The sequence below is a fragment of the Nakamurella alba genome, assembly GCF_009707545.1.
Lineage (GTDB): Bacteria > Actinomycetota > Actinomycetes > Mycobacteriales > Nakamurellaceae > Nakamurella > Nakamurella alba.
This window is the reverse complement of record NZ_WLYK01000003.1, coordinates 320,849-339,164: the sequence shown is the minus strand read 5'-3', so window position 1 is coordinate 339,164 and position 18,316 is coordinate 320,849. Positions and strand designations below refer to the sequence as shown.

General features: G+C 69.9%; 16 protein-coding genes. 9 read left to right on the top strand and 7 right to left on the bottom strand.

The window, feature by feature from the left end; translation table 11 throughout:
- A partial coding sequence (ctaD, locus tag GIS00_RS11795) for an aa3-type cytochrome oxidase subunit I (protein WP_154768610.1) occupies positions 1–1,583 on the top strand: 1,583 nt, incomplete at its 5' end.
- A 36-nt stretch (positions 1,584–1,619) separates the two neighbouring features.
- Here ctaD and GIS00_RS11790 read toward each other — a convergent pair.
- From GIS00_RS11790 to glgX, 3 genes are all read right to left on the bottom strand, one after another.
- The gene (locus GIS00_RS11790; RefSeq protein ID WP_154768609.1) at positions 1,620–2,507 is read right to left on the bottom strand and encodes an alpha/beta fold hydrolase; all 888 of its coding nucleotides are present in this window, start codon (positions 2,505–2,507) and stop codon (positions 1,620–1,622) included.
- Positions 2,508–2,571: 64 nt separating this feature from the next.
- Positions 2,572–3,009 (bottom strand): SRPBCC family protein, encoded by a 438-nt coding sequence (locus GIS00_RS11785; RefSeq protein ID WP_154768608.1) that lies wholly within the window; start codon positions 3,007–3,009, stop codon positions 2,572–2,574.
- An 83-nt stretch (positions 3,010–3,092) separates the two neighbouring features.
- On the bottom strand, positions 3,093–5,135 hold the full coding sequence (glgX, locus tag GIS00_RS11780; RefSeq protein ID WP_154768607.1) for a glycogen debranching protein GlgX: 2,043 nt from the start codon (positions 5,133–5,135) through the stop codon (positions 3,093–3,095).
- A 170-nt stretch (positions 5,136–5,305) separates the two neighbouring features.
- Here glgX and GIS00_RS11775 point away from each other — a divergent pair, with 170 nt between their 5' ends.
- From GIS00_RS11775 to GIS00_RS11745, 7 genes are all read left to right on the top strand, one after another.
- A complete protein-coding gene (locus GIS00_RS11775) occupies positions 5,306–6,118 on the top strand; it encodes an SDR family oxidoreductase (protein ID WP_154768606.1) in 813 nt (270 codons plus the stop codon).
- Positions 6,115–8,580 carry a phosphoketolase family protein gene (locus tag GIS00_RS11770; protein ID WP_322097879.1) on the top strand — a complete coding sequence of 822 codons (2,466 nt, stop codon included), beginning with the start codon at positions 6,115–6,117 and terminating at the stop codon, positions 8,578–8,580. The genes GIS00_RS11775 and GIS00_RS11770 overlap by 4 nt, the downstream gene beginning before the upstream one ends.
- Positions 8,581–8,666: 86 nt before the next feature.
- Positions 8,667–9,821, top strand: coding sequence for an acetate/propionate family kinase (locus GIS00_RS11765; protein ID WP_230313456.1), 1,155 nt, complete (start codon positions 8,667–8,669; stop codon positions 9,819–9,821).
- A complete protein-coding gene (locus tag GIS00_RS11760) occupies positions 9,799–10,161 on the top strand; it encodes a hypothetical protein (protein WP_154768604.1) in 363 nt (120 codons plus the stop codon). Before GIS00_RS11765 ends, GIS00_RS11760 begins: the two co-directional genes overlap by 23 nt.
- 52 nt (positions 10,162–10,213) lie before the next feature.
- A complete protein-coding gene (locus GIS00_RS11755) occupies positions 10,214–11,011 on the top strand; it encodes a DUF1295 domain-containing protein (protein WP_154768603.1) in 798 nt (265 codons plus the stop codon).
- Between the two features lie 74 nt (positions 11,012–11,085).
- Positions 11,086–12,144: an NAD-dependent epimerase/dehydratase family protein gene (locus GIS00_RS11750; protein ID WP_322097878.1), complete on the top strand. Its 1,059-nt coding sequence runs from the start codon at positions 11,086–11,088 to the stop codon at positions 12,142–12,144.
- Positions 12,145–12,443: 299 nt separating this feature from the next.
- The gene (locus GIS00_RS11745) at positions 12,444–13,262 is read left to right on the top strand and encodes a sigma-70 family RNA polymerase sigma factor (protein WP_154768602.1); all 819 of its coding nucleotides are present in this window, start codon (positions 12,444–12,446) and stop codon (positions 13,260–13,262) included.
- Between the two features lie 39 nt (positions 13,263–13,301).
- Here GIS00_RS11745 and GIS00_RS11740 read toward each other — a convergent pair whose 3' ends face one another.
- Genes GIS00_RS11740 through GIS00_RS11725 form a run of 4 tightly spaced genes read right to left on the bottom strand, consistent with a single transcriptional unit; the run spans position 13,302 to position 17,680 of the window.
- Positions 13,302–14,552, bottom strand: a complete 1,251-nt coding sequence (locus GIS00_RS11740) for an FAD-dependent oxidoreductase (RefSeq protein WP_154768601.1) — start codon at positions 14,550–14,552, stop codon at positions 13,302–13,304.
- Between the two features lie 28 nt (positions 14,553–14,580).
- Positions 14,581–15,414: a carbohydrate ABC transporter permease gene (locus GIS00_RS11735; protein ID WP_154768600.1), complete on the bottom strand. Its 834-nt coding sequence runs from the start codon at positions 15,412–15,414 to the stop codon at positions 14,581–14,583.
- Positions 15,411–16,343 carry a carbohydrate ABC transporter permease gene (locus GIS00_RS11730; RefSeq protein WP_322097877.1) on the bottom strand — a complete coding sequence of 311 codons (933 nt, stop codon included), beginning with the start codon at positions 16,341–16,343 and terminating at the stop codon, positions 15,411–15,413. The genes GIS00_RS11735 and GIS00_RS11730 overlap by 4 nt, the downstream gene beginning before the upstream one ends.
- Entirely contained in the window at positions 16,340–17,680 is a 1,341-nt protein-coding gene (locus GIS00_RS11725) for an ABC transporter substrate-binding protein (protein WP_154768599.1), read from the bottom strand. Before GIS00_RS11725 ends, GIS00_RS11730 begins: the two co-directional genes overlap by 4 nt.
- 282 nt (positions 17,681–17,962) lie before the next feature.
- Here GIS00_RS11725 and GIS00_RS11720 point away from each other — a divergent pair, with 282 nt between their 5' ends.
- Positions 17,963–18,247 (top strand): GlsB/YeaQ/YmgE family stress response membrane protein, encoded by a 285-nt coding sequence (locus tag GIS00_RS11720; RefSeq protein ID WP_154768598.1) that lies wholly within the window; start codon positions 17,963–17,965, stop codon positions 18,245–18,247.
- The last annotated feature ends 69 nt before the right edge of the window (positions 18,248–18,316 follow it).

Here is an 18,316-nt window from a genome sequence, read left to right as displayed (position 1 = left end):
GCGTCATGGCGCTGTTCATGCGCGCCGAGCTGGCCCGGCCGGGCATGCAGTTCCTGTCGAACGAGCAGTTCAACCAGCTGTTCACCATGCACGGCACGGTCATGCTGCTCTTCTACGCGACCGCCATCGTGTTCGGTTTCGCCAACTTCGTGCTGCCGCTGCAGATCGGCGCGCCGGATGTGGCGTTCCCGCGGTTGAACGCGTTCTCCTACTGGCTGTACCTGTTCGGCTCGTTGATCGCGGTGTCCGGTTTCTTCACCCCGGGCGGCGCGGCCGCCTTCGGCTGGACCGCGTACACCCCGCTGTCCAATGAGGTGAACTCGCCCGGCGTGGGCGGCGATCTGTGGATCATGGGTCTGGCCGTGTCGGGTCTGGGCACCATCCTGGGCGGGGTCAACATGATCACCACGGTGGTGTGTCTGCGTGCCCCGGGTATGACGATGTGGCGGCTGCCGATCTTCACCTGGAACATCCTGGTGACCTCGATCCTGGTGCTGATCGCGTTCCCGGTGCTCACCGCGGCGCTGTTCGGGCTGGCCGCGGACCGACATTTCGGGTCACACGTGTTCGACCCGGCCAACGGCGGCGCGATCCTGTTCCAGCACCTGTTCTGGTTCTTCGGGCATCCCGAGGTCTACATCATCGCGTTGCCGTTCTTCGGGATCGTGTCCGAGGTGTTCCCGGTGTTCAGTCGCAAGCCGCTGTTCGGCTACCGCGGCCTGGTGTATGCGACGTTGTCGATCGCGGCGCTGTCGGTGGCGGTGTGGGCGCACCACATGTTCGCCACCGGTGCGGTGCTGTTGCCGTTCTTCTCCTTCATGACGTTCCTGATCGCGGTGCCGACGGGCCTGAAGTTCTTCAACTGGATCGGCACGATGTGGCGGGGCCAGGTGTCCTTCGAGACACCCATGCTCTTCGCCGCCGGGTTCCTGGTCACGTTCCTGTTCGGTGGTCTGACCGGTGTCATCCTGGCCGCGCCGGCGCTGGATTTCCACGTGTCGGACTCGTACTTCGTGGTCGCGCACTTCCACTACGTGCTGTTCGGCACCATCGTGTTCGCCACCTATTCGGGGATCTACTTCTGGTTCCCGAAGATGACGGGCCGGTTCCTGGACGAGGGGTTGGGCAAGTTCCACTTCTGGACCACGTTCCTGGGGTTCCACCTGACGTTCCTGGTGCAGCACTGGCTGGGCACGATCGGTATGCCCCGGCGCTACCCGGACTACCTGCCCACCGACGGGTTCACCACGCTGAACATGATCTCCACGATCGGTGCGTTCGTGCTCGGTGCCTCGACCCTGCCGTTCATCTGGAACGTGTTCCGGTCGATGCGCTACGGCGAGGTCACCACCGCCGACGATCCGTGGGGCTACGGCAACTCGCTGGAGTGGGCGACCTCGACCCCGCCGCCGCGGCACAACTTCACCTCGCTGCCCCGGATCCGCTCCGAGCGGCCGGCCTTCGAGCTGCACCATCCGCACATGATCGAGCGGATGCGCACCGAGGCCCACCCACACCGGGACTGGGAACCGCTCGCCCGTCTGGAGGAGAGCTCCCACCTCAAGATCAGGCAGCACGACTAGAACAGAACGTCCGGACAGGTTGCGATATCGGCGATCTCACCGGCCCGACGGAGCCGTGTCGGTGAGGAAGCCGAGCAGGACCTCGGCCAGGTGCTCCGGGTTCTCCTCGGCCATGTGATGCCCGGAGTCCACGACCGCCGTGCGGACCGGCAGTGTGCACCACGACTGCCAGATGGCGGCGGGATCGTCATACAGAAAGGGAATGTCGTCGTGCGCCGACCAGGCGACGAGGGTCGGGCAGGTGATGCGACGGCCGGCATCCCGGTCGGCCAGGTCCGCGTCGCGATCGACGTGCAGCCCGGCCCGGTAGTCCTCCAGCATGGCCCGGACGGTCGCCGGATCGGTCACCGCCGCAACGACGTCGGCATGGTTGTGGGCGCCCATGATGGCCGCGTCGAGTCGGTACCAGGCGAGCGGGTCCGCGGTGATCACCCGCTCCGCCTGGTCGGAGGCGAAGAAGAACCAGTGCCACCACTTCTCGGCGAACCGGGCGTCGGCCCGCTCCAACGCCTCGAGGATGGGGACGCTGTCCAGTACGGCAAGAGCGGTGACCCGCGCGGGGTGGTCAAGGGCCTTGCGGTAGGCGACGTAGCTGCCGCGGTCGTGACCGATCACAGCGAACCTCTGGTGCCCGAGAGCGTCCATCAGCGCGACGATGTCGCCGGCCATCTCGCGGTCGGAGTGGACAGCGTGATCGACGGAGGGGGTGGGCGTGGAGGAGCCGCCGTAGCCGCGGAGATCGGGGCAGACGACGGTGAAGCCGGCGTCCGCCAGCGCGGGAGCCACCCGGTACCAGGTGGTGTGGGTGCGGGGGTGGCCGTGCAGGAGGACCACGGCCGGCCCCTGCCCGCCGGTCCGGTATCGCAACCGGATGCCCGGCCCCACATCGTGTTCCGCGAGGGTGAAGCCGGGGAAGAACGACATGATGCTCATCGTGCCAGCAGGGCACCCCGCCCGCTGACCGGCGGGGTGCCCCTGCGGCGGAACTTCAGTGCTGCAAACGATTCAGCGTGTCGCTCATCTGGTCCTCGGTCTCGTTGCCCAGCTTCTCGAAGATCAGCTTGATGATCGGCGTGGCGAGCTTGGCGGCACCGTGCATCTCGACGTCCGCGGTGTAGGTGATCTCGCTGCCGGTACCGGCGGGCACCACGTCGATGGTGTCGGTGGAGGTCGCGCTGTCGTTCTCGCCGACGAACACCAACCGGGACGCACTGCGCTCCTTGAGCGTGTAGGTCAGCTCCACCTCGCGTCCGGCGATCTTCGAGACGTTGTGCCACTGAGAGCCCACGCCGACCGGGCCGGCGTCCTCGCGGGTGCACGTCTCGGTGCCCGGGTCCCATTCTTCGGCGTGGCCGAAGTCCTCCAGGTACGAGAGCACGGTCGCCGGTGGTGGTGTCACAGTGAAGGTGCGGCTGGTCTCGGTCATGGGTGTCTCCTGTCGCTGTCCAGATGTTCCGAAGGTCCTGTTCCCACGACAGCGCGCTCCGACTCCCGGCCACTGCCCGGGCGTCAGCCGCGCCTGGACTGCAGCAGGGTGAAGGAGGAGTCGCGGACCAACAGGGTGCTGACCGTTCCCTCCACCTGCTGCTCGGGATCACTGGCCGCGGCGAGCTCCCACTCCTGGTGCGGCGCATCGGGAACGGTGAACTCGACGCCGTTGGCGGCAGCGTTGAGCAGCAGCGCGAAGGCATCGCCGTCGGCATGGCCGAGCAGGAAGGTGATCGTGCGGGCGTCCGCGTTGTCCCAGTCCTCGTCGGTGAACTCCTCGCCGTCCGAGCGCAGCACCCGCACCCATTCGACAGCGTCGTCACCCGGGGCCTGCCGGAACCAGCGCGGCCGCAGCGCGGGATGCTCGCGCCGGAGGGCGATCAGCCGGCGGGTGAAGTCCAGCAGGTCCTCGTCGACCGCGTCCCATTGGAACCAGGAGATCTCGTTGTCCTGGCAGTAGGCGTTGTTGTTGCCGCCCTGGGTGCGGCCCATCTCGTCACCGCCCAGCAGCATCGGGACGCCGGCCGACAGCAGCAGGGTGCCGAGGAAGTTGCGGGCGGCCCGGGCCCGGCGTTCGTTCACCGCGGGATCGTCCGTCGGGCCCTCGGCGCCGTTGTTGAACGACTTGTTGTCGCTCTCCCCGTCGTTGTTGTCCTCGCCGTTGGCGCTGTTGTGCTTCGCGTTGTAGGACACCAGGTCGTGCAGGGTGAAGCCGTCGTGCGCGGTGACGAAACCGATGCCGGCCACGGGGGAGCGCCGGTCGGACTCGTAGACGTCCGGGCTGCCCAGCACCCGCTGCGACAGCGTGCCGAGCACGCTGTCCTGCCCGCTCCAGAACCCGCGGACGTCGTCACGGAACTTGCCGTTCCATTCCGACCAGTCCGCCGGGAACCCGCCGACCTGGTAGCCCGCCGTGTCCCACGGCTCTGCGATCATCTTGACCGGCGCCAGCACCGGGTCCTGGGCGATCAGATCGGTGAACGCGCTGTGCAGGGAGGCATCGCCGCCCTGCCGGGTCAGGGTGGTGGCCAGATCGAAACGGAAGCCGTCGACGTGCATCTCGGTCACCCAGTAGCGGAGCGAGTCCATGATCAGACCGAGTGCGGCGGGGTGCGAGACATTGAGACTGTTGCCGGTGCCGGTGGTGTCGAAGTAGTGCTCCTCGTCACCCTCGACCAGCCGGTAGTAGGCGGCGTTGTCGATGCCCTTCAGCGACAGCGTCGGCCCCAGGTGGTTGCCCTCCGCGGTGTGGTTGAACACGACGTCCAGGATGACCTCGAGTCCGGCGGCGTGCAGCGCCTTCACCATCGCCTTGAACTCGTCGACCTGCCCGCCGGTGTCGCCGCTGCTGCTGTACTCGCCGTGCGGTGCCAGGAAGCCGATCGAGTTGTACCCCCAGTAGTTGCGCAGGCCCTTCTCCGCCAGATGGCTGTCCTGCACGAACTGGTGCACCGGCAGCAGTTCGACCGCGGTGACCCCGAGATCGGTGAGGTGCCGGATCGCGGCGGGATGACCCAGCCCGGCATAGGTGCCGCGGATCTCCTCGGGCACGTCGGGGTGCAGCTGCGTGAACCCCTTGACGTGCACCTCGTAGACGACCGTCCGGTCCAGCGGCGTGCGCGGCGCGGCGTCGTCGCCCCAGTCGAAGTCTCCGCCGGTCACCACGCACAGCGGCGTCGATCCGGCTCCGTCGGTGTCGTCACGTTGCCCGGGGTCGTTCATGTCGTGGCCGAACACCGCCTGCCCCCAGTTGTACCCGCCGCTCACGGCGCGGGCGTGCGGGTCGAGCAGCAGCTTCTGGCCGTTGTGCCGCAGCCCGGCCGCCGTGTCCCACGCGCCGTGCACCCGCAGGGCGTAGCGGGTACCCGGGCCGACGCCGTCGACGAGGGCGTGGAAGACGTGTCCGGTGCGCTCGGTCAAGGCCGTGCGGTGCTCCGTGCCGTCCTCGTCGAACACGCAGCACTCGACCCGCTCCGCGGTGCTGCTGAACACGGCGACGTTCGCCCGGCCCTCCCGCAGGCTGACCCCGAGCGGGTAGGGGAACGACCGGTCGGCCTGGTCCATCTGTGCTCCTTCGCTGTCGGACGGGACCGCGGCTCCGGCCGGCCCCTCGGGCTTGCCACTTCCCCCGCCGCGGGGCCGTGACGCCCGCCGACAGCCGTTCGGTCGCGACCGGCCGGACCGTCCGCCCGGTCGCGGGCATGGATTCGGCGGGAACGGGGGACCGGCCGGTCATGGTCTTCGATCCCACGGTCTTCGAGCCCAGGACTGCGATCGTCACCGGTTCCGATTCCGGGATCGGCAGGGCGACGGCCGTCGCGCTGGCCCGGGCCGGGATGGCGGTCGGTGTCACCTGGCACACCGACCACGCAGGCGCGGAGGCAACAGCGGGGGAGATCCGCGGCCTGGGAGGCCGGGCGGAGGTGGCCCGGCTGGATCTCACCGATGCGCCCGCGTGCGCCGATGTGGTCGACGAACTCGCGGAACGGCTCGGTGGCCTCGACGTCTTCGTGAACAACGCCGGCACCGGATCGGCCACCCCGGTCCTGGACCTGGCGTTCGACGACTGGCGGCGCATCGTCGCCACCGACCTGGACGGTCCGTTCGTGTGTCTGCAACGGGCGGCCCGCAGGATGGTGGCCGCCGGCAACGGCGGGCGCCTGATCGCGGTGACGAGCGTGCACGAGCACCAGCCGCGGGTCGGATCGGCGCCCTACGACGCGGCCAAGCACGGACTCGGCGGCCTGATGAAGACGCTGGCACTGGAACTCGGCGGGCACGGGATCACGGCGAACTCGGTGGCACCCGGCGAGATCGCGACGCCGATGACCGGGCAGGACGACGAGGATCCGCGCCGCGTGCCACGCCCGGGTGTGCCGCTGGGCAGACCGGGCGACGCCCGGGAGATCGCCGCTGTGGTCGCCTTTCTCGCGTCGGCGGCCTCGTCCTACGTCACCGGGGCGAGCTGGCTGGTCGACGGCGGGATGACGCAGATGGGTCCGCAGGCGGGTTCGCACCTCGAGTCCGACGCCTGGCGGACCCCGTGACGGCCGGGCCGGACTCCGCACCCGATCGGCCGACGTCGCACCCGGGCGACGGCGCCTCACGGCGTTACCGCCGCGCGGCGGACTACCTCGCCGCAGCGATGATCTTCCTCCGGGACAACATCCTGTTGCGAGAACCGTTGCGCCCGGAGCACATCAAGCCACGGTTGCTCGGTCACTGGGGGACGTGCCCTGGGATCACGCTGGTCTACGCAGGACTCGACAAGCTCGTGTGCGAGACGGGAACCCCCACCATGCTGGTGACCGGCCCCGGGCACGGGGCACCGGCGAACCATGCGTCGCTGTGGCTCGAAGGCACGCACGCCGACCTCGATCCGGCACTGACCCGGGACACGGCCGGCCTGACCGAGCTGGTGCGGCGGTTCTCCTGGCCGGGTGGGTTCCCGAGCCACCTCTCCCCGCAGGTGCCCGGGGTGATCCACGAGGGAGGGGAGCTGGGGTACGCGCTGGCCACGGCCACCGGTGCCGCACTGGACCACCCGGATCTGCTGGTGGCGTGTCTGGTCGGCGACGGTGAGGCCGAGACCGGTCCGACCGCCGCCGCCTGGGCCGCCTCGCGCTACCTCGATCCGGTGCACGACGGCGCGGTGCTGCCGATCCTGCACGTCAACGGCTACAAGATCGCCTCACCCACGCAGTCCGGGGCGGCCGACGACGAGGATCTGCTGTCGCTGTACACCGGACACGGCTGGGCGCCGCGCATCGTCGACGTGCGCGGTGACTACCACGACCCGGAGCTGTCGCCGGATGCCCGGATGGCGGAAGCGTTGTCATGGGCGCACTCCCGCATCCGGCAGGTGCAGGAGGCGGCGAGGAACGGCGCGGACGCCAACGTTCCGCGGTGGCCGATGCTGGTCCTGCGGAGCCGCAAGGGCTGGGGGCTGCCGGCCGAGTCCGGTGGGGCACCGCTGGAGGACACCGTGCGTGCCCACCAGGTCCCGTTGCCCCACGCCGCCGACGACGCCGCCGAACTGGCCGACCTCGAGCAGTGGTTGCGCTCCTACCGACCGGACGAGCTGTTCGGGGCCGACGGGGTCCCGGCACCGGACATCCTCGCCTGCTGCCCGACCGGCGACCTGCGGCTGGGTGCGAACCCGGTGACCGACGGCGGACGGCTGCGTCGGCCGTTGCCGCTGCCGGATGTCCGGCCGTTCGCCGTCGACGTGCCGGAGCCCGGCGGCGCACGGGCGGGCGCGACCCCGACCGCGGGCCCGTGGCTCGCCGCACTGCTCCGGGAGACGGAGACCAGGCGGGACTTCCGCATCATGTGCCCGGACGAGCTGGAGTCCAACAAGCTGGGCGCCGTGCTGGAGGTGACCGGCCGCGCCTGGCAACCGGAGCCGCCGGTCGCTGCCGCGCATCTCGCCCGTGACGGTCGGGTCATGGAGGTGCTGTCGGAGCACAACTGCCAGGGATGGCTGCAGGGATACCTGCTCACCGGCCGGCACGGACTGTTCCCCTGCTACGAGGCGTTCGTGTCGATCGTCGACGGGATGACCAACCAGTACGCGAAGTTCCTCAAGGTGGCGGCGGAGGTGCCCTGGCGGCATCCGGTCGCCTCGCTGAACTACCTGCTGACCAGCGAGGGCTGGCGGCAGGAGCACAACGGTTACAGCCACCAGGGGCCGGGTTTCATCAACATGATGCTGACCAAGAAGGCCTCGGTGGCCCGGGTGTACCTGCCGCCGGACGCGAACACCCTGTTGGCGACCCTGGAACACTGCCTCGACTCGGTGGACCGCATCAACGTCGTCGTCGCGGGCAAGAACGACGGCCCGCAATGGCTCGACCTCGACGACGCGCTGGCGCACTGCCGGGCCGGGGCGGGCGTGTGGGAGTGGGCCGGTACCGAAGCCCGCCACGGAGACGGACCGTCCGCCGACGACAGCCCCACCGGGAGCCCAGGAGCCCGGCGGCCACACCCGGACGTGGTGCTCGCATGCGCCGGGAACATCCCGACCGTCGAGACGCTGGCGGCGGCGGAGATGCTGCGGCGCGACGCCCCCGGTCTCCGGGTGCGGGTCACCAACGTCGTCGACCTGCTGACGCTGCCGCCGGCCGAACGGCACCCGCACGGTCTGCCCGATGCGGAGTTCGAGAAATGTTTCGGTGGCGCCGGTGTGCCGGTGGTCTTCGACTTCCACGGGTACCCGTCGGCCGTCCACGAGTGCCTGCACGGACGGCCGGACGCCTCGCGGTTCCATGTGAAGGGGTACATCGAGGAGGGCACCACGACCACCCCCTACGACCTGTTGGCCAGCAACGGTGTCAGCCGGCACGACATCGCCGTCGAGGCGCTCCGGCGCGCGGAGGGCTGGTCGACGCGCGGCGGTGAACTCGCCGACCGCTACGCGCGCGAACGCGACGACATCCTGGTCGAACTGCGCCGCACGGGGCAGGACCCGGTGGCCATCTCCGAATGGACCTGGGACGGCGGGCGGTGACGATGTCGGGTGCAGGGAGCGGACGCGACAGCATTTCCGGCGAATCGGGCCCACCGGTGATGGTGGTCAATGCCGGCTCGCACAGCTTGAAACTCGCCGTGCTGGACCGGGATCTCACCGTCCTTGACGAGTCGGACATCGACGCCGCCCCGGACAGCGACGAGGTGGCCGAGGGACTCGGCGAGTTCCTTGACCGTGCGCCGGAGGTCGCGGCAGTGGGACACCGGATCGTGCACGGCGGGCCACGGCTGTCCGCGCACCAGGTCATCGACGCGCAGGTGCGATCGGCGCTGGACGAGGCGAGGAGCCTTGCACCGCAGCATGTCCCACCGGCACTCGCCGCGCTCGACCTGTGCCGGCGGCGACTCCCGGAGACCGTGCAGGTGGCCTGCCTGGACACCGTGTTCCACACCGGCCTCCCGGAAGCGGCACGCACCTATGCGGTCCCGCGGGAGTGGCGAAACGACCACGGAGTCCGCCGCTATGGATTCCACGGCCTGTCCTACGCCTGGACACTCGCCCGCACCGCCGAACTGCTCTCCCGCGACCCGGCCGACCTGCAGGTGGTGCTCACACACCTCGGCGGTGGGTCCTCCGTCTGCGCCGTCCGCGGCGGACGCAGCGTCTGGACGTCCATGGGCTTCACGCCGTTGGAAGGGCTGCCGATGTCGCATCGCAGCGGCAGCGTCGACCCCGGGATGCTGCTGTGGCTGCAGAAGGAGAAGGGCATGTCCGCGGACGAGGTCTCCGACGCGCTGGAGCACCGGTCGGGCCTGTTGGGTCTGTCCGACGGGCTGTCGGGGGACACCCGTGAGCTCGTGCGGGCCGCCGGTGCGGGCCACCGGCCCGCGAGCCTGGCACTCGAGGTGTTCGGACTCCGGGTGCGTCAGGAGATCGCAGCTGCCGCCGCATCTCTCGACCGGCTGGACGCGGTCGTGTTCAGCGGCGAGATCGGGGCCGACCAACCCGAGGTCCGCGAGCTGGTGGCGGCCGGCCTGCCCGTCTTGAGCGTGCACGGGGGCCTCGACACCTCCCAGGACGAGGACCACGTCATCAGCCGCGGTGGGGTGCCGGTACTGGTCGTCCGGCCGGACGAGCAGCGCCAGTTGGCTATTGAGGTCCGCAGGGTGCTCGAGGAGTCCGGGGGCCGGCCGGCCGGACCCGCACAGCAGACGACGCCGGCCGGCGCCGTGGGAACAACACCAGGAGGCACACCCGATGACGGTCAGCACTTTTCGTGACCTGCCCCTCGCCGACCGGTCCCGCCGGTGGAACAGTGCTGCTGCGGAGAAGAGGGTCCGCACGTGGGCCGGGGCGGAGGACGGGCCGAACGCCCGTTACCGGCAGGCGCACCTCTGGTACGACGCCAACGAGAAGGACAACTTCACCGCCCACAAGTTGCCGATCGCCGACGTCATCGACGGCGAGCTGACCGTCGTGCCCCGGGCGGTCATCGCCGCCGCCGGCATCGTCGACGGCGCTCGCGGCGGCGTCGACGTCCCGGACGCCGACCTGCCGAAGCTGCGCCGTCACCTGGCCCGGTACTACAAGAAGATGGACGAGACACCCCCGTGGCAGTGAACGGACGGTCCCGCGCGACAGTGCGGCCGGGCACGACAAGGAAGACAGGGCAATGGGTGTTGATCTGAAGAATCTGCGGCGGGTGGCCGTGGCGAGCGCCGCGGTGACCACGGTGCTGCAGTCGGCCACGGCCGTCATCGCGCTGAAGAAGGATCGTCGGGACTACGCCGACGGAGTCTGGGGTCCCGGGCTGGCGGCCATCGCGATCACCAGCGCGGCGCTGGGCAGCGGGAACCGGCTGCGCCGCTGGTCGCTGGCCGCGGCGGTCACGGCCTGGTCGGTACGGCTGGAACGGCAGATGCTGAGCCGGTTGGGCCGGCACGACGAGGAGGACCCGCGCTACACGGAGTTCCTGGAGGGCGCCTCGACCGCCGGTGTGGTCGGCAAGGTGTTCGTGACGCAGGGGTTGTCCCAGCTGTTGGTGTCGGCTCCGGTGCAGGTCGCGGCCGCGTGCGGGCTGCCCAGGTCGGCGCGTCGGTGGCTGTTCCCGGTGGGGATCGCGGTGATGGCCGGCGGCGCCATCATCGAGGCGCTGGCAGATCAGCAGAAGGACCGATTCCAGCAACGTGACGACGACGACAAGCCGGACGTGCTCGACACCGGGCTGTGGGGATGGTCGCGGCATCCCAACTACTTCGGCGACTCGCTGGTGTGGGACGGCGCTTTCGTGGCCGCCGCGGCGTCGGCCCCGGCGACCTGGACGATCCCGGCCCCGGCGCTGATGAGCTACCTGCTGGTGTACGCCACCGGCGCGAAGCGCACGGAACGCCGGATGCAGAGCCGGCCCGGCTACCGCGACTACCAGCGCCGGGTCTCGTTGTTCTTCCCGTGGCCACCGACGGGGGACTGAGCCCGGAGCGGGAGGTTCCTTACGCGGCGCGTCGATCACGCCCGGATGGGTAGTGGTGGTGGGTGCGAGTTCTCGTGACCGGTGCGTCCGGCAACATCGGCTCGGCGGTCCTGGCGGACCTTGCCCGGCACCCCGACATCAGGGTGACCGCGGTCGCCCGCCGGCTGCCCGACCGGGTACCGCCGTTCGACTCCGCGGACTGGGTTCCGCTCGATCTGACCGCCACCGGCGCCGTCGACGAACTGACAGCTCGGCTGCAGGGTGTGTCGGCGATCGTCAACCTGGTGTGGGGCTTCCAGCCGATGAGCGACGAGAAGCGGCTGGCGGATGTGGGCGTGGGATCGCTGCGCACCGTACTGGCGGCGGCGCAGCGTGCCGGCGTGGGGCACGTGGTGCAGTTCTCCTCGGTCGGCGCCTACGCGCCGCCGTCGGTCCCCGGCGCCGCGGTGGACGAGAACTGGCCGACCACCGGCGTTCCGAGTTCCGAGTACAGCCGGCACAAGGTGGCCGCCGAGGAGTTGATGGACGAGCATGACGGCCGCGGCGACGGGCCGTTGCTGACCCGGATCCGTCCGGGGCTGGTGATGCAGCGGTCGGCCGCCTCCGCCCTGCTCCGGTACGGCGCACCGGCCTGGTTTCCGCGCTGGGCACTGGACCTGCTGTTCGTCCTGCCGCTGGCCCCTGGGCTGCAGGTGCCGGTGGTGTATGCGCGGGATGTGGCCGCGGCCGTGTCGCAGGTGGTGCTCCGGGGCGCTGGTGGGGCCTTCAACCTGGCCGCACCGACACCGCTGACGGACGAACTGCTGGCCTCGGCATTGCATGCCGCGCGCATCCCGGTGCCGCTGCCCGCGCTGCGCGCCCTGGTCGACGTCAGCTACCGGCTGCGCCTGCAGCGCGTCGAGCCGGGGTGGCTCGATCTCGCCTACGGCGCGCCGCTGCTCGACACCAGCCGTGCGGCACAGGAACTCGACTGGGCGCCGACCAGGGACGCCGACCAGATCCTGCGCGAACTGATCTCCGGGCTCCGCGACGGTGCGTCCGGGCCGAGCCCGGTGCTACGGCCACGCACGGTGGCCGGCGAACTCCGGGACCGGCAGCGATCCGGGGCCATCACCCGGCGGCGGGAGTCCTGATCATCGAACCCGGTGTTTGAGCCCCTCCCATCGGTGGGCAGTGGGAGCACGCGGCTCCCTCCCACCCCCCGGGAGGTCGAGCCGAAGGCCCCGCCGGCCCACCCCCCGAGCCGGCGGGGCCGCCCCGATCAGTTCACGGCCCGTCGGGCTCATCACCCGTTCGCCGGGGATGACCGGCAGGTCGACCGGGCACGCACACCACAGGACGGGTTGAACAGCCAGCCTCCGCAGCGCGAGGCCGGGAGTATGCCGTGTCAGCCATCTCAGTTCCCACCCCGATCGACAGAGCCTCACGGGCCGTGACGCCCGACGTGCGGCCCGGTGACAGCGCAGAGGCGCGGCAGGACCGGCAGACCGCCGTCAACCTGCTCATGGACGAGTTGGCCGAGGCCACAGACCCGAACCGCCGGCGCCGCATCATCGATGCCGTGGCGCGGCGTCACCGTGGCGTGGTGAAAGCGGTCGCCCGGCGGTTCGCCCGCCGGGGGATCGAGATCGACGACCTGGAGCAGGTGGCCTGGATGGGACTGATCAAGGCTGCCGACCGATGGCGGCCGGGTCGGTGCGACGACTTCCTGCAGTACGCGGTCCCCACCATGACCGGCGACATCCGCCGGTACTTCCGGGACCACTCGGCCACCATCCGCCCGCCGCGGCGGCTGCAGGAGATCCGGTCGGCGGCGAGCGCTCTGGAAGCGGACGATCCGCGCGTGCACAGCGACGACGTGGTCGCCGAACGCATCGGCGTGACCGTGGAGGACCTCCGCTCCGCCAGGAAGATCTCGGGCATCTCCTACCCCGCCTCGCTCGACGTACCGCTGTCGGACGGCGACGGCAACGAGTTGCCGTTCTCCACCGTGCTGCCGTCGACCGAGCCCGGTTTCGAGCAGGTGGAGAACCAGGTGATGCTGTCCGGTTTCCTCGAAGGGCTGGCCCAACGTGACCTGTCGGTGCTGCGGATGCGGTTCGTCGACGAGATGTCGCAGTCCGAGATCGGAGCGGCCATCGGCGTCAGTCAGATGCAGGTCTCGCGGATCCTGGCCCGACTGCTGACAGCTGCCCGGGACCACTTCGGCCGCACGGTCAACTCCTCGGGAGACGTGGCCGCAGCAGCCTGAGAACCCGCGCAGCGCCGGACCGGCGCTGCGCGGTGAAGGTCAGCTCCGGTGGAGGTCGATGGCGGGCAGTTCGCGGTCGTCGTCGGCGACGTGGGTGATCTTCGCGACCAGCGGCTTCAGCGGCCCGGACATGACGATCCGGTCGACCACGGCCCGGATCTTCACGCCGAGAGCCGTGCGCGGGTAGGCGAAGTGGTCCAGACCCGGTGGCAGCGTCTGCACGTCGTCGACCAGCGGGCGCATCCACTCCTCCCACCGCTGCAACGCCTTAGTCAGTTCCTCCCGGTCGGGAGTCCCGGAGCCTGCAGGGATCTGTGCGATCTGGGCGGCCAGCACGTAGCCGGCCGTCAGGGCGAGGGAGCTGCCGCCGCCTCCCATCGGCGTGACACACCAGCCCGAGTCGCCGAGCACACACACCCGGCCGCGGTGCCAGGTGTCCATCCTGATCTGGGTGAGCCGGTCGATGTAGACGTCCTCCGAGGTGTCGAACCCGTCCAGCACCCGCTCGACCTGCCAGCCGGCGTCGGCGAACCGTTCCCGCAGCCAGGCGAGAGCGTCCTCGCGGCTGGAGTCGGTCAGGTCGACCGGGTGGTCCTTGTCCTCGTCCGCGAAGGCCAGGATGGCCCTGGTGGTGCCATGGTTGTCGGGTCGCAGGTGCACCTGCCGGCCGCCCGGAGCGGTGTACCAGCGCCAGGTGTTGTCGTCCGATTCGATCCGGGGGATGGTGCCGAAGGCCATGGTGATGTGCAGGTCCCGCGGGTCGACAGCGTCCGGGAACACCAGCGCCCGGGTCGAGGAGCGGACGCCCTCGGCGATCACCAGCAGGTCGGCGGTCAGGCTCTCCCCGGCCTCGGTGGTCACGGTGACGGCGTCGCCGTCCTGCCGGACGCAGGCGATGGGATCGCCGAACCGGATGTCCTCGCCCGGCGGCAGCGCGTCGCGCAGCACCTTCGCCAGGTCCCCGCGCAGCACCTCGAGCTCGGCGGTCGCGCCGTCCGGGTCGTCGGACGGCAGCTCGGCATGCACCGATCCGTCGGCGTCGACCAGCACAGTCCCGGTCTCGGTGGTGTTCTGCGCCTTCACCGCGTCGAAGAGGCCCGTCCGGCGCAGCACCTCGCGGGCCACGCCGCGCACGTCGATGTTCTGGCCACCCTCCCGGAACTCCTCCGTGCGCTCCAGGACGGTGACCTGCCAACCGATCCGGCGCAGCCAGAACGCCGTGGACAGGCCGGCGATGCTCGCCCCGGAGACGATGGCGTGCGGTACTGCTGCTGCGGTGGTGTCGGTCATGTCGGTCCTGTTCCCGTCCGGGCCGCCTTCACCGGATACCGGTGCGGGCGAAGCCCTGGACGAAGTAGCGCTGGAAGACCAGGAACAGCACCACCATCGGGGTCACGTTCAGCAGTGCGAACGCCATGGTGCCGCCGTAGTCGGAGCCGAACTGGCCCTGCAGGTAGAGCAGGCCGATCGGCAGGGTGAAGAGTTCGTTCTGCTTGAGAGCGATGAGCGGCCAGGCGAAGTCGTTCCAGGTCTGCAGCAGGCTCATGAAGAACAGCACCGCGATCAGCGGCCGGCAGAGCGGCAGCACGATGGAGCGGAACACCCGCAGGTGCCCGGCACCGTCGATGCGGGCGGACTCGACGAGCTCACGTGGGATGCCGATGATGAACTGGCGGGCCAGGAACACCCCGAACGCCGAGGCCGCCGTCGGCAGGATGACCGCCCAGTAGCTGCCGTAGATCTTCAGATCGGTGACGAGACCGAAGAGCGGCACCATGATGACCTGCACGGGGATCATCAGCGTCGACAACGTCACCAGGAACAGCGTGTTCGCGCCACGGAAGCGCAGCAGTGCGAAGGCGTAGCCGCCGAGCAGGCTGGCGGCGACCGAGATCAGTGCCACCACCACGGCGATCGCCACCGAGTTCCCGAACCAGGTGAGCACCGGGTAGGAGTCGAACACCCGGCGGAAGTTCTGCAGGGTCAGTGTCTGCGGCCACAGCCGGAACTCGCCGCCGAGCAGCTCGCTGCGGGTGGAGAAGGCCACCACGACCATCCAGTAGAGCGGGAACAGCACGACGGCGCTGACCACCACCGCCAGCGCCACCCGCAAGCGGCGCCCGGTCCGCCCGCGGCGCGAGATCGTCGTCATTCGACCAGGTCCCGGGTCCGGCTGATCCGCCACTGCACCGCGGTGAAGCCGAGCATCAGCACCAGCAGCACCACGCCGATCGCGGACGCGTAGCCCTGGTCGCGGACCTCGAACCCGGTGTCGTAGGCGTAGGTGACCAGCACCGAGGTGGCGTTTTGCGGTCCGCCACCGGTGAGCACGAACACGATGTCGAACACCTGGAACGAGTAGATGACGTTCATGATCAGCAGGAAGAACGAGGACGGCCCGACCATCGGCACCGTCATGTACCGGAACCGCTGCCAGCCCGAGGCGCCGTCGAGCTTGGCGGCCTCGTAGATGGCCGGGCTGATGCCCTGCAGGCCGGCCAGGTAGATCAGCATGTTGAATCCGACCCGCCACCACAGGGTCACCAGCACCACCGAGACGAAGGCCGCTGTGCCGTCGGACTGCCAGGAGATCGCGGGCAGACCCACTGCGCGCAGCAACTTGTCGACGATGCCGCTGTTCTCGTCGAATGCCAGCACGCCGATCAGCGCCGTCGCGACGCCGGAGATCGCCATCGGCACGATGAGGATCGACCGGAACACCCCGCGCGCCGGCAGCACCGAGTTCAGCAGGACGGCGGCACCCAGACCGAGGGCCATCGACAGCGGTGTCACGATGATCGTGAACAGGGTGGTGTTGAGTGCGGACCGCCAGAACACCGGGTCGGTGAACAGCCGGCCGTAGTTGTCCAGCCCGATGAACGTGCCGTCGCCGAACCCGTTGGTGCGCTGCAGGCTGATGACCACCGCACCGGCCAGCGGCACGAAGACGAACACGCCCAGCAGCACCAGGATCGGTGTCAGGAAGGCGTATCCGGCGGCGCCCTCGCCGGCCCGGCCGCGTGGTCCGCGGCGGGGCCGGGCGGCGCGGTCGGTCCCCGGGGTGGGCGGGGCGAGGGTCACTGCTTCGTGGCCTCGGCGATCCCGCTGGTCAGGCCGGCGATGGTGTCCTCGACGCTCTGTCCGCCGACGAACGCCTCCTCCAACTGGTCCTTCAGCACGGTGATGATCTTGCTCATCGACGGCGAGGCAACCTGCCCGGCGTCCTGGGCCTGCACCAACGCAGCCTGGCCGACGAAGATCGGCGAGAGCTCCGGCCGCACCTTGAACTCGATGCCGGACTCGACGAGATCGGCCCGGGTGGGCAGCAGCGACGCGCCCTCGCAGAAGTCGCGCATCGGCTGCTCCTGCGTCATGAAGTCAAGGAACGACGCCACCAGCGCGGGGTCGGCGGCGCCGGCGGTGCCGACCAGTGCGTTGCCTCCGAAATCGCTGCCACCGCGGGCGTTTCGCGGGGCGAAGGTGGCGCCCCATTCGAAGTCGAGGGTGGAGGTGGCATCCGGGATCAGGAAGGCGCCGCCCCAGACCATCGCGCAGGTCTGCGCGTACCAGGTGTCGCTGGCGTAGGTCGTCGACTTCACCGAGTTGTTCTGCGGCACCAGTTTGTCGGTGAAAAAGCTCTGGGTGAACTCGACGGCGGCACGCCCGGCCTCGGAGTCGATGGCCGGTGTCACGAGATCCTCGGCCAGGAACCGGCCGTCGGCCTGGAACAGCCAGCTGAGCCAACGGGTGACACCGTTGCCCTGCCAGTTGTAGGCCATCGGGTACTTGTCCGCCGGCAGCTCCTCCCGCAGCTTCTTCGCGACCTCCGCCAGCTCGTCCCAGGTCCAGGCGGTGTCGGCGGTGGTCGGGATGTCGGTGATCCCGGCGGCGTCGAGCATCGGCTTGTTGTAGAGGATCACCGAGGTGTCGGTGTGGTGCGGGACCCCGAACGGCTTGCCGCCGTTCTGCACCGCTGCCCAGGCCTGCGGGGTGAACCGGCTCGAGAAGTCCGACGGCAGGTGCGCGCTCAGGTCCAGCAGCTGGCCGCGTCCCGCGTACCCGCCGAAGGTGTAGTACGGGACCCGGAACACGTCCGGCGGGTTGCCGGCCTGCAGCTGCGCGTCGATGTTGGTGAACATCTGCTCGTACGGCACCGCGTTGAGCGCAACGGTGGTGCCGCTGTTGGCGGCCTCGAACGCGGCGATCCCGGAGCGCAGGCCGGCCAATTCGGCGTCGGTGCCCCAGGTGGTGAAGTTCAAGGTTTTCGTGCCCGAGCTGGTCTCCGGGGTGCTGGGCGTGGAGAACCCGCCGCACCCGGCCAGCACCGCGGCGGCCGCTGCGCCGCCCGCCCCGCCCAGGAACAACCGGCGGCTGACCGCACGGCCCGATGATGATCTGATGTCGTTGCTTCCGAACATGTCGGCCGCCTTCCTGCAGTGATGACCGGGCGTCACCCGTCTGCTCGAGCGACACGTCCGCGGCGGCGACCAGCACCTTCCAAGGACTCCCACCGCTGTGTGCCCACGAACCCGCGGGTCATACACGCCGATCACCGGGAATCCGGCCGGATCCGGCGAGAGGAGACCAGCGCCGTCGGATTCGCCTTTACGGAAGAGGGAACCGGCAGGGGGCGGTGAACACAGGGCACCGGTCGACGGCATGACGCCGCGCTCGGGCCCTACACAGAGAAGGAGTACGTCATGGGTTGGTTCGGATTCATCCTGACCATGATCATCGTGGGCCTCATCGCCGGCGCGGTGGGCCGCCTGGTGGTGTCCGGGACCAGCGGGATGTCCATCCCGCTGACCATCCTGCTGGGCATCGTCGGCAGCTTCGTCGGCGGTTTCCTGGGCTGGGCGATCTTCGGCAAGGACCCGGGCGAGGGTTGGTTCCAGCCGTCCGGCCTGATCGGCTCCATCATCGGCGCGATCATCGTGGTCTTCCTGTACGTGCGGTTCTCCGGGAAGAAGTCCATCACGCACTGACGCATCCCGATCTTCCCCCGGCCGCCGATTGGTCCGTGCGGTGCGGGGGAAGTGGGGCGCCGACGGCAT